Genomic DNA, 241 nt, shown 5'->3' on the forward strand with positions numbered 1-241 from the left:
TTACTGCTGGGTGGGAATGTAGGTGATATCGGCAACCCAGAGCTGCTCGGATCGCTGTGCCGTCTCGATAGCTGTTCCAGGTTTGAGCAGATTGGGATGCTTGTAGAACCGATGAAAGCTGTCAGTCGTCTTGTGGTACGCCTTGGCTCGGGCCACCAGCAGATGAGCGCGCTTCAACGTCGCGAACAAAGCGTCGCGCCCCAGTTTGATGCCGGCAGCTGAAAAACGACCGGGCAAGAGA

Annotated in this window: 1 pseudogene; it reads right to left on the reverse strand. The window is 56.8% G+C overall.

Annotation, left to right across the window (positions count from 1 at the left end):
- Positions 1 to 9: 9 nt before the first annotated feature.
- Positions 10 to 241, reverse strand: a pseudogene (locus ACPYOG_RS20475) (IS3 family transposase); the annotation flags it as partial.

Source organism: Leifsonia sp. HAY1-4F (genome assembly GCF_056755275.1).